The sequence below is a fragment of the Kitasatospora sp. NPDC090308 genome (assembly GCF_044769485.1).
Taxonomy (GTDB): Bacteria; Actinomycetota; Actinomycetes; order Streptomycetales; family Streptomycetaceae; genus Kitasatospora; species Kitasatospora fiedleri.
Genome location: NZ_JBIVXY010000036.1, coordinates 1 through 9,888, shown reverse-complemented (window position 1 = coordinate 9,888; position 9,888 = coordinate 1). Strand labels below are relative to the sequence as shown.

The window sequence follows — 9,888 nt, the reverse complement described above, 5'->3', positions numbered from 1 at the left end:
CCTCCCGGTCGGTGGTGGCATCGTCCGCGAAGCGACGGTCACCGGTCGCGTCGGGCACGTACTTCACACAGACAACGATCCTCAAGCTCACGGCCTGCTCTCCTGTTACTGGTCCGATCCGGCGGCTGCGGCAGCTGTCCGTGCGGGCCGAGCAGTCCTCGGTCCACGCGCGGGGCCCGCGGCCCGAGCGACGTGCGCAGGTGCCCCTCCGGAACTCCCCGGCAGCATACTCGTGAGTAGCCCAGCCGTCACTACTCGCCAGTAGCTTACGCTGCCCGCAGGTCCGGCCGGGCACCGTGCCACCGCCTGGGGCCCATCCTGCCCCAGGCCGCGGCGCGCTGTCCGCCCGCCACCGGGCCGGACCCCTCTTTCGCCCCCCGCCGGGGTCCGGGGACAGGCCCTAGACCGCCTCGCCCAGCGCCGCGATCACGTCCGCCCGGCGCGGCTGCCCCGAGGCCCGCCGCACCACCCGGCCGGACGCGTCCAGCACCAGCACCGTGGGCGTGCGCAGGATCTCCAGCCGCCGCACCAGCTCCAGCCGCGACTCGGCGTCCACCTCCACGTGCGCGACGCCCTCGACCATCCCGGCCACCTCCGCCAGGGTGCGCCGGGTGGCCCGGCACGGCTGGCAGAACGAGGTGGAGAACTGCACCAGCGTCGCCCGCGCGCCCAGCGGCGCCCCGAGCTCCACCGCGGTCAACCGCACCTCGCCGTCCCCGCCCCGCACCCGCAGCCTCCCGTCCCGCGCCCTGCGCACCGTCCCGTACGCGCCGGCCACCGCCAGCACCGCCAGGCACACGATCAGTCCGGTCATCCGCCCAGTGTGACAAACCCGGCCCTGGGCCCGGAAGGCACGCCCCGGTAGCATCGCCCCCGTGACCGCCCGCACCCCGTCGTCGAACCCCCGGCTGACCAGCCGCCGGGTGATCGACCTGTGCCGGGCCGGCACCACCCGCTGTCGCTGACCGCACCGCCCCGACGTCCGACGTCCCGTCAGCGAACCCCTCCGGAGCCCCTCCGTGCCGTCCTCCCCCGTGGACCCCCACGGCCTGATCGACCCCCGCGGCCCCCGCTTCGCCGCGGTCCTCACCAGCCTCGTCCTGGCCGCCGCCCTGATCACCGGCAGCACCCCGCTGCTGGCCGCCCAGACCCTGGTCTTCGCCGCCGGCGCGATCGGCGGCCACCGCTACGCCCCCTACGGCCGGCTCTACCGCGCCCTGGTCCGCCCCCGCCTCCGGCCGCCCGCCGAGCTGGAGGACCCCCGCCCGCCGCGCTTCGCCCAGGCCGTCGGCCTCGGCTTCACCCTGCTCGCCACCCTGGCCGCCGTGGCCTCGCTCGACTGGCTCGCCCTCGCCCTGACCGCCCTGGCCCTCGCCGCCGCCTTCCTGAACGCCGCCTTCGACTACTGCCTCGGCTGCGAGTTCTACCTGCTGCTGCACCGCCGCTCCCCGGCCCACTGACCGGCCCACTGACGCCCCGCCGACGCCCCTCCGACCGGGCCGCCGACCGGCCCGGGCCGGGGTCGGGCGTGACAGACCGTGCCCGTTCGGGGGATCATCGGGGAGTAACACCCGTGGCAGCCGCGGCGTGCCGCGACCTCTCGGCGCGGCCCCCGCGCCCCCGGGTCCACCGGACCGGGCAGATGGCCCGTGGGAAGTAGGGCTGACCGTGGCTGAGTTCGTGTACCCGCCGGTGATCCGCGCCGCGCTGACCGCCTTCAAGGCGCTGGACCTGCGGATCTCCATCGTCGGCGCCGAGCACGTCCCCGCCACCGGCGGCGCCGTCCTGGTCAGCAACCACATCAGCTACCTGGACTTCATCTTCGCCGGCTTCGGCGCGTACCGGGTGGGCCGCCGCAAGACCCGCTTCATGGCCAAGGACGACGTGTTCCGGCACAAGGTCTCCGGCCCGCTGATGCGCGGCATGAAGCACATCCCGGTGGACCGCGCCGACGGCCAGCCCGCCTACGAGGCCGCGGTGAAGGCGCTGCGCGAGGGCGAGGTGGTCGGGGTCTTCCCGGAGGCGACGATCAGCCGCTCGTTCACCCTGAAGAAGTTCAAGACCGGCGCGGCCCGGATGGCGGCCGACTCCGGCACGCCGCTGCTGCCGGTGATCCTGTGGGGCACCCAGCAGCTGTGGACCAAGGGCCGCCCCAAGACGCTCACCAAGCGCCACGTCCCGGTGACCATCATGATCGGCGAGCCGATCCATCTGGCCCCCACCGACAAGCCCGTCATGGTGACCCGCCGCCTGCGCGCCGCGATGACCGAGATGCTGGACCGCGCCCAGCGCGACTACCCCGCGCAGCCGACCGGGCCGGAGGACTCCTGGTGGCTGCCCGCCCACCTGGGCGGGACCGCGCCGACCCTGGAGCAGGCCGAGGCCGAGGACGAGGCGGAGGCCCAGCGCCGCGCCGCCCGCTGACGCCCCCTCGACCAGCCGCCGCACCCGCGTCCGCCCTGGGCCGCCCGGGGCCGCCCGGGGATCAGCTCCCCGCCAGGCGGTGGGCGGCCAGGTCGTGCAGCAGCCCCAGCAGCGGCCGGAGCCTGCGCTCGGCCCGACCGGCGAGCGCCGCCAGCACCGGCAGGTCGTCGGGCCCGACGGCGGCGGCGGGCCGGGCGAGCCAGGCCAGCGGGTGGTGCAGGTCGTACAGCAGCGTGCGGGCCTCCCGGCTCCGCTCGGACGCCGGGGGCCGGCCGCCGTGGACGACGTACCTGCCGTCGGCGGACGCCCTCCACGCCGTGGTGAAGTCCTGGAAGGGGGCGGTCGCCGGCGGCTCGGGGACGGGCTCCAGCGTCTCGGAGTCGTGGAAGTGCGGCCGGCCGAGCGCCCAGCCGCCCACCACCCGCCAGGCCGGGACGGCGAACAGCGGGTGCAGGACCGGGGTGTCCACCGCGCCCGCCGGCCGCAGGCCCCCGCCGCGCCGCTCCCACCGGCGCAGGCCGCCGCCCGCCCCGGCGGTGACCAGCAGGTCCGGGCCGAGGAAGACGGCCTCCGCCGCGCCCGCGGTCTCGGCCGCGGCGATCGGCCGCCCCTCGGGCAGCCCGACGAGCACCGTCCGGGAGCCGTCGGCGAGCGCGATCCGGGTGCCCGTCGCGTCGACGGCCAGCCGGTCGCAGCGCCGCAGCCCCGTACCGCCCAGGTCGACGGGGACCGGGAAGTCGCCGCCCGTCCCGACCAGGACGGCGCGCATCGGCGCCAGGCCCACCACGTAGCCGTCCGCGGTGGCCGCCACCCGGGCGCCGCGCAGGGCGTCGCCCTCGGCGAGCTGCCGCGCGGAGCCGCCGTCGAACAGGACGAGCCGCTGGTGCGGCGGCTCCGGCAGCTCCAGGACGGCGACGGCCCGGCGCGGGCCGAGGCAGGCGGCCGACTCCCACGGGTACGGGCCGTCGCCGCGGTGCAGCACCTTCGACCGGCCGCTGCCCGGGTCGAGCCCGCGGATCGCCCAACTTCCGTCCGCCTGCATGCCGTTGAGCGCGAGCGCGGGCCGGCCGTGGGCGAAGCCGACGCCGTCCGCGTTGCCGCCGAGGACCGGCAGCGCCCGGTGCGGCGGCTCCGGGCCCCGACGGGCCGGGCGCGCGAGCACCGACGGGTCGGCCGCCGCGAGGCGTCCGGCCAGGGCCCGCGCGGCGCCCTCCGGCGGCTGCCACCGCCCGGCGAGCTCCCGGGCGAGCCGGACGCCGTCCGCGACCGGGACGGACAGCGCGAGCGCCCACAGCCCGGCGTCGTCCCCGGCCGCGGTGAGCCGCCGCGCCTCGCCGTCGATCTCCCCGGCCGTCCCCCAGGGGATCCGCGGGGCCAGGCGGCGGCGCCGGTGCTCCTGCCCGGCGGCGGCGATCCGGTCCGCCAGCCGCTCCTGCTCGGCGGCGGTCCGCTCGGCCTCCCCGGCCAGCCCGGCACCGAGCTGGAGGGAGCGGATCACGCCGAACGCCCGCAGCAGGCCGGGCCCGTACGCCGACGGGTCGGCGTCCACCAGGTCCTGCCACAGCGGGACGAGCGCCTCCCGGTCGGGCAGGCCCGTGCGGTCGTACGGCGCGACGGCGACGACGTGCTCCAGGGCCTCGGCCAGCCCCGGCCGGTGGGCCTGCGGGTCGACGCTGACGAGGTACGCGTGGAGGGTGACCCCGGCCCGCCCGGCCGCCACGGCCTCCCGGTGGTGGTCGGCCGGCTCCGACGGCGGGTCCTCGTGGTCGGAGCCGGGATCGTGGTCGGAGCCGGGATCGTCGTCGGAGCCGGGATCGGGCCCGCCGTCGGAGCCGGGGTCGGAGTCGGGGTCCGCGCGGCGCGCCCGCAGCTCGGTGCTCTCCGCGAGGGCGGCACCGGCCTCCGCCGTCCGCCCGGCGGCGGCCAGGGCGAGGTGCAGGACCTTGAGCGCGTCGGCCAGTTGGGGCTCCATGACGGCGGGGTTGCCCGGCACCAGGCGCCGGTCGAGGTCCACCGCCTCCCGGGCGAGGTCCACCGCGCGCTGCCGCCAGTCCGCGGCGACGGGCCGGTGCAGGCCGGGGCGGTCGGGCGCGGCCCCGGCGATCGCCTCGGCGGTCCCGTAGTGGCTGACCAGCCGTCCGGCCAGGAGGGTCAGGGCGTAGCCGAGCGCGGCCTCGTGCCGGGCCGGGTCGCCCGCCGCGAGTCCGCGCTCCAGGACCACCGCCTGTTCGAGCGCCGCCAGCGCGGCCCGGCCGCCGAGGTAGCCGGGCGGCAGCAGCATCGCGAGGTTGACCAGGCAGGCGGGCAGGTGGGCCCGCCCCTCCGCCTCGGACGCCTTGATCCAGGACATCGCCCAGAAGATCCCGAACGCCTCGTGCTCGGCCTCCAGCGCCTCCGCCGTCCGCCCGGCCAGGCGCAGCCGGCTGGCCAGGTTGACCAGCAGCGCGCCGCCGCCCGTCCCGGTGGCGGCCGGGCCCATCAGGCCGATCCGCCGCCCGATGTCGACGGCCTCCCGGGCGAAGGACAGCGAGGTGCGCCGCTCGCCGTAGCGGCCCAGCCGGTTGGCGAGGTTGGACAGCACGAAGGCCAGCGGCCGCTCGAACGTCCGCGGGTCGGCCTGCGCCAGCGGCCGGTAGAGCTCGACCGCCTCGACCAGGGCGTCCAGGTTCTCCCGGTACCGGCCGGCCGCAGCGAGGGCGTTGGCGAGCCGGGCGTGGATCGCCGCCCGCTGCGCGGGGTCGCCGGTCCGGGCCAGCCGCCGCCGGGCCAGCACGCAGGCCAGGTCGGCCGCGCCCGGCGCCAGGTCGCTGTGGTCGTGCGCGGGCAGGTGGGACTCGACGGCCTCCAGCAGGTCCAGCGGGGCGGCGGGCAGCGCAGCCAGGGCGCTCAGCGCGGGGCTGCCCGCCGCGACGGCGAGGTCGGGCCGCCCGCGCAGCAGCGGGAAGAGGTGCTCCTCGGCCACGTGCGGCCAGCGGTCGGCGGCGGCGGCCAGCAGCAGGACGGTGCGCCGGGTCCAGCCGGGGTGCGGCCGGCCGCCGGCGAGCGCCCGGACGGTGCCCGGCGCCCAGGGCCGGGCCGGGTAGTCCGCCGGGTGGCCCGGCAGGGTCAGGGCGGCGAAGTCCTCCGCGAGGCGGTCGGGTTGGAGCGGTTCGAGGACGGTGGCCCGGGCCGGGTCGGCGGGCGGGTAGCAGCTCGCGTGGTCGGCCAGCAGGCGCTCCACCGGCAGCGCGAGGTCCAGCCGGCCGAGCGCCCGCGCACCGGCCGGCGGTGCCAGCGGGCCGGTGAGCGCGGCCGTGAACACCACCCGGTGCATCACCTCCGGCGGGGTGACCCACGGCGGTTCGCGGGAGCCGTCGCCGCCGAGCCGGTCGGTGCCGTCGCCGTCGAGCCGGTGGGTGCCGTCGCCGCCGAGCCGGTCGGTGCCGTCACCGTCGCCGTGCCGGTCGGTGCCGTCGCCGTGCCGGTGGGTACCGCCGCCGAGTCGGTCGGTGCGGCCGCCGTCGAGCCGGTGGGTGCCGTCGCCGTGCCGGCGCGCCCAGTGCAGGTGCTCGCGGTCCAGCAGGTAGACGGTCAGCCCGGCCGGGTCCGTCGGCGTCCGCCGCCCGGCCAGGTGGGCGTCGACGGAGACCAGGGCCGCCATGTGGACGGCCAGGGTCAGCCCGAACTCCGGCCCGTCCAGCCACGGCGGCGGGGACATCCAGCCGGGGACCGGCGCCCCGTACCGCGCGGCGAAGCCGTCCCGGGCCGCGGTGAACATCCGCGCCCGGTGGCCCTCCGGGTCGTCGCCGTCGCCGAGGGCGGCCAGCTCCTGTGCGGAGGTGCCGGCCCGGTGGTCGGCCAGGACGGCCCGGACGGCGGGCCAGGGGCCGGTGTCCCGGGCGATCATCAGCACCCGCGCCGGGACGGCGGGGTCGTGCAGCAGGGCGTTGCTGAGCAGCCAGGTCAGGTGGGAGAGCGGCCAGCGGTCGGCGTAGTCGACGAGCAGCAGCAGGCCCGGCGCACCGTCCGGGCGCAGGTCCTGGCTGCCCGGCGGCGGGACCACCGAACCCGGCCCCTCGGTGGCGGTGACGACCTTCCACCCCTCCGCGGCCAGCTCCCGGGCCAGCCGGGCGGCCAGCCGGGTCTTGCCCTGCCCGCCCGGCCCGTGCAGCCAGCGGACGGCCAGCCGGGGGCCGCTCCCGCACCAGGCGCGGAGCGCGGCCAGTTCCGCCGCCCGGCCGGTGAACCCGACCACCTCCCAGCGGGCGTTGAGCATCCGGCTCGGCAACTCGCCCAGCCAGGCGTCCTCGACGGCCTCCCCGGGACGCCAGTTCTCCAGCACGTAGACGGGCGTGCCGTCCCCGAACACGTGGATGTCCGCGCCGATCGCGCCGTAGGCGAACCCGGCCTCCGCGACGACCCGCTGCTCCATCCGCCCCGGCCACCCGCCCCGGTCGGACCGGCCGCCGGGCTCGTCCCGGCCGCCGCGCTCGTCCCGCTCCCGCAGCCCGCTCCCGTCGTCGGACGGACCCGGCGGCTTCACCGCGGTCCCTCGGCCGCCTCCCCGCGCCGATCCGGGGCGGGCCCCCGGGGCGGGTCGGGCTGCGCCGCCTCGTGCACCACCACGTTCCCGCCGAGCGCCCCGTAGGCCCGGCCGTGGTCCCGGGCGGTCACGTTCAGGGTCCAGTGCTGCTCGGCCCGGGGCAGGGCGGCCACCGTGCGCTCCACGAACTCCCGCAGCTCCTCGGCCAGTTCGGGGTGCTCGGTCAGCAGCGCCTCCAGCTCGATCTGCCAGCCCGGCGCGAGCCCCTGGCGCACCCGCCCGGGCTCCGGGGCCCGCGCCACCAGCTCGGCGTCGTGCTCCAACCGGGCCTCGATCGCGCCCTGCCGCCCCGCCTCGCCCCGCCCGAACAGCCTGGCCGCACCGGTCCTGACGCCCTGCCAGGCGTCGGTGGCCATCGCCCCCACCAGAGCCGTCCCGCCCGCACCGGCGAGCGCGACCAACGATTCGGCGAGCATCCGTTCCCCCTGGATCACTTGTCCCGTGCCGTCACCGTGCGACGACCGTCTCATGGTGCCACCCGGCACGGCCGCCGGGATATCACCGGATCGCGTTCTCCCACGTACGGCCGGTCGACACCGCGCCGACGACACCGCACCGACCGCCCCCGCGCTCCCCGGGACGCGAATCCGCCCACCCCGGCGGCGCGCTCAGCCGCCGAACCAGCCCGCCGCGTCCAGCCGGAACCCGGACGGGCCGGTCAACCGCGCGATGCCGTCCTCCAGTTCACGCAGGCGCTGCTCCCCGAGCGCGCCCGCCCAGCGCCCCCGGATCTCCTCGAACCCCGCCGCCGACCTGGCCAGCATGTCCAGCCCGTACGGCGTCAGCCGGACGACCTTGCGCCGCGCGTCCCGCGGATCGTCCACCCGCTCCGCGTACCCGAGCGCCTCCAGCCGGTCGACGGTCTTCCCGGCGGCCTGCTTGGACACCCCCAGCCGGCGGCCGACCTCGCTCGCGGTGGCCCCGTCGATCCCGATCGCCTGCATGGCGAAGCCGTACGCGGGCCGCGCGTCCGGGTGCCCCTCGCGGGCCAGCCGTTCGTGCAACTCGTCGATGATCGTGCGGAATCCGGCGAACAGCAGCAGCGGCAGCTCGAAGCCGTCGCGGGCCCGGTCCGGGGGATTCCCGTTGCGCGAATCGACAACCTGGTTTACGTTTTGGTCAACCACATTGTCCATTCTAGGACGCGCAGCCGGGGCCCGCCCTCCGGCCACCCCGGCACGCCTCCGCGCCCGCACCCCGAAAGGCCCACCCATGTCCACCACCACCCCCACCCCTTCCACCCCCACCACCGGGGCCTACTTCCCCACCCTCACCCCCGACACCGCCCCGCCGGCCGCCCGCAGCCGACTCGACCAGGTCACCCGCCACCTCGGCTACCTGCCCGCCGCCGCGGCCCGCCTCGCCCACGCGCCGCAACTCCTGGACGGCTTCCTCAAGTTGACCGCCCTCTTCGACGCCACCGAACTCGACCCGGCGGTCCGCGAAACCGTCGTCCTCACCATCGCCACCCGCAACGGCTGCCACCTCTGCGTCGCCATGCACACCGCCGCCCTCACCCGACTCGACACCGACCCCGAACTGATCGCCGCCCTGCGCGCCCAACAGCCCCTGCCCGACGCCCGGCTGGAGGCCGTCCGGCTCTTCGTCCACCGCGTCCTCGACCACACCGGCGCCGTCCCCGAACCCGACCTCGCCGCCTTCCTCGCCCACGGCTTCACCCCGCGCAACGCCCTCGAAATCGTCCTCGGCATCGGCGCCTACACCCTCTCCACCTTCGCCAACCGCCTCACCGACGCCCCCGTCGACCCCCAACTCGCCCCCTACGCCTGACCGCCCGCCCCCGGCCGGTACGCTCCCCCGGTGACCGACCGCGGCCCCGTCCTCCCCGCGCTGCGCCACCAGCTGGTGGCCGCGGTCCTCACCCTGGCCGCCCCCGGCCTCCAGGACGACGCCTTCGACCCCGCGCCGCTCCTCACCACCCTGTTCACCGAGACCTGCGACGCCGACGACCCGCTCCCCTGGATCGGCCACACCCTGCGCACCGGCGAAGAGGCCGCCCTCACCGCCGACCTCGGCACCGCCCTCCGCGCCCTCCTCGCCACCCTCCCGCCCGACCCCCGCCCCACCGACCACCTGCTCTCCCCCGCCTGGCCCGCCGTCACCACCGCGGCCGCCCGCCTCGCCCGCACCCTGGTCGCCAACGACCACCACGCCACCCGCTGAACCCCACCCACCACACGGCGGGGCCCCGACCACCACGGCCGGGGCCCCGCCCACCCACACCCTCAGCGACCCGGCCCCTCCTCCGCGCCCGCCGGCTCCCCCTCCGCCAACACGAAGTGCGGGTTCTCGATCAGCCCGACCACCGTCCCCGACGGCTCGACCACCGTCCCGACCCGGATACCGCCCCCCACCTCCTGCACCTGCTCCCGCACCGTCGCCCCCGCCGCCACGAACCGCCCCACCGCCACCTCGACGTCCCGCACCCCCCAGTACGACACCGGCCCCACCGCCGGATCCGCGTTCGGGTCGAGCCCCAACTCGTACCCCCCGACGTTGAACCCCACGTAGAACGGCTCGTCGAAGTAGGGCTCCACCCCCAGCACCGAACTCCACCACGCCTTCGCCGCACCGAGGTCCTGCGCGGGATGAATGACCGTCCGAAGACCGAGAAGCACGCCATGTCCTTTCCGAGGAGCCGAGCCGGCAAGAAGCCGAGCCAGAGGATTGTCCCCCATCCACCGACCGTCACCGAACGGGGGCTCGCAGCTCCCGGGCGCACCGGTCGAACCGGACACCATCGTCCCGCTCCCGCCCCGGAACGCGAGAAAGCCCCCTGACATCCCGTCAGGGGGCTTTCCCACAAAGATTGTTCGGCGGCGTCCTACTCTCCCACAGGGTCCCCCCTGCAGTACCATCGG

9 protein-coding genes and 1 pseudogene are annotated in these 9,888 nt (G+C 77.3%); 4 read left to right on the top strand and 6 right to left on the bottom strand.

Translation table 11 applies throughout. From position 1 onward, the window contains the following. A pseudogene (locus tag ACIQVD_RS34105) lies at positions 1-91 on the bottom strand (electron transfer flavoprotein subunit beta); the annotation flags it as partial. A 309-nt stretch (positions 92-400) separates the two neighbouring features. After that, the gene (locus tag ACIQVD_RS34100) at positions 401-814 is read right to left on the bottom strand and encodes a TlpA family protein disulfide reductase (RefSeq protein ID WP_400694221.1); all 414 of its coding nucleotides are present in this window, start codon (positions 812-814) and stop codon (positions 401-403) included. A 205-nt stretch (positions 815-1,019) separates the two neighbouring features. On the opposite strand from ACIQVD_RS34100, the gene ACIQVD_RS34095 reads away from it, so the two are divergent. Next, complete coding sequence (locus ACIQVD_RS34095; RefSeq protein WP_400694224.1) at positions 1,020-1,460, top strand: DUF4395 domain-containing protein; 441 nt, start codon at positions 1,020-1,022, stop codon at positions 1,458-1,460. Positions 1,461-1,668: 208 nt separating this feature from the next. Continuing rightward, positions 1,669-2,424 (top strand): lysophospholipid acyltransferase family protein, encoded by a 756-nt coding sequence (locus ACIQVD_RS34090; protein WP_402292719.1) that lies wholly within the window; start codon positions 1,669-1,671, stop codon positions 2,422-2,424. A gap of 61 nt (positions 2,425-2,485) precedes the next feature. On the opposite strand, the gene ACIQVD_RS34085 is transcribed toward ACIQVD_RS34090, so the two are convergent. The 3 genes from ACIQVD_RS34085 to ACIQVD_RS34075 all read right to left on the bottom strand — a co-directional run bounded on the left by ACIQVD_RS34085 (position 2,486) and on the right by ACIQVD_RS34075 (position 8,142). After that, complete coding sequence (locus tag ACIQVD_RS34085) at positions 2,486-6,946, bottom strand: hypothetical protein (protein ID WP_402292718.1); 4,461 nt, start codon at positions 6,944-6,946, stop codon at positions 2,486-2,488. Next, on the bottom strand, positions 6,943-7,422 hold the full coding sequence (locus tag ACIQVD_RS34080; protein WP_402292717.1) for a hypothetical protein: 480 nt from the start codon (positions 7,420-7,422) through the stop codon (positions 6,943-6,945). The genes ACIQVD_RS34085 and ACIQVD_RS34080 overlap by 4 nt, the downstream gene beginning before the upstream one ends. A gap of 192 nt (positions 7,423-7,614) precedes the next feature. Continuing rightward, positions 7,615-8,142: a MarR family winged helix-turn-helix transcriptional regulator gene (locus ACIQVD_RS34075; protein ID WP_402292716.1), complete on the bottom strand. Its 528-nt coding sequence runs from the start codon at positions 8,140-8,142 to the stop codon at positions 7,615-7,617. A gap of 76 nt (positions 8,143-8,218) precedes the next feature. On the opposite strand from ACIQVD_RS34075, the gene ACIQVD_RS34070 reads away from it, so the two are divergent. After that, complete coding sequence (locus tag ACIQVD_RS34070; protein ID WP_400694245.1) at positions 8,219-8,797, top strand: carboxymuconolactone decarboxylase family protein; 579 nt, start codon at positions 8,219-8,221, stop codon at positions 8,795-8,797. A gap of 30 nt (positions 8,798-8,827) precedes the next feature. Then, positions 8,828-9,190, top strand: a complete 363-nt coding sequence (locus tag ACIQVD_RS34065) for a hypothetical protein (RefSeq protein WP_400694248.1) — start codon at positions 8,828-8,830, stop codon at positions 9,188-9,190. Between the two features lie 62 nt (positions 9,191-9,252). On the opposite strand, the gene ACIQVD_RS34060 is transcribed toward ACIQVD_RS34065, so the two are convergent. Further along, positions 9,253-9,645, bottom strand: a complete 393-nt coding sequence (locus tag ACIQVD_RS34060; protein ID WP_400694251.1) for a VOC family protein — start codon at positions 9,643-9,645, stop codon at positions 9,253-9,255. Between the last annotated feature and the right edge of the window lie 243 nt (positions 9,646-9,888).

Excerpts from the sequence above, each read along its gene's own strand:
- ACIQVD_RS34100 (WP_400694221.1), bottom strand. The coding sequence starts at position 814 with ATGACCGGACTGATCGTGTGCCTGGCGGTGCTGGCGGTGGCCGGCGCG.
- ACIQVD_RS34080 (WP_402292717.1), bottom strand. The coding sequence starts at position 7,422 with ATGCTCGCCGAATCGTTGGTCGCGCTCGCCGGTGCGGGCGGGACGGCT.
- ACIQVD_RS34075 (WP_402292716.1), bottom strand. The coding sequence starts at position 8,142 with ATGGACAATGTGGTTGACCAAAACGTAAACCAGGTTGTCGATTCGCGC.
- ACIQVD_RS34070 (WP_400694245.1), top strand. The coding sequence starts at position 8,219 with ATGTCCACCACCACCCCCACCCCTTCCACCCCCACCACCGGGGCCTAC.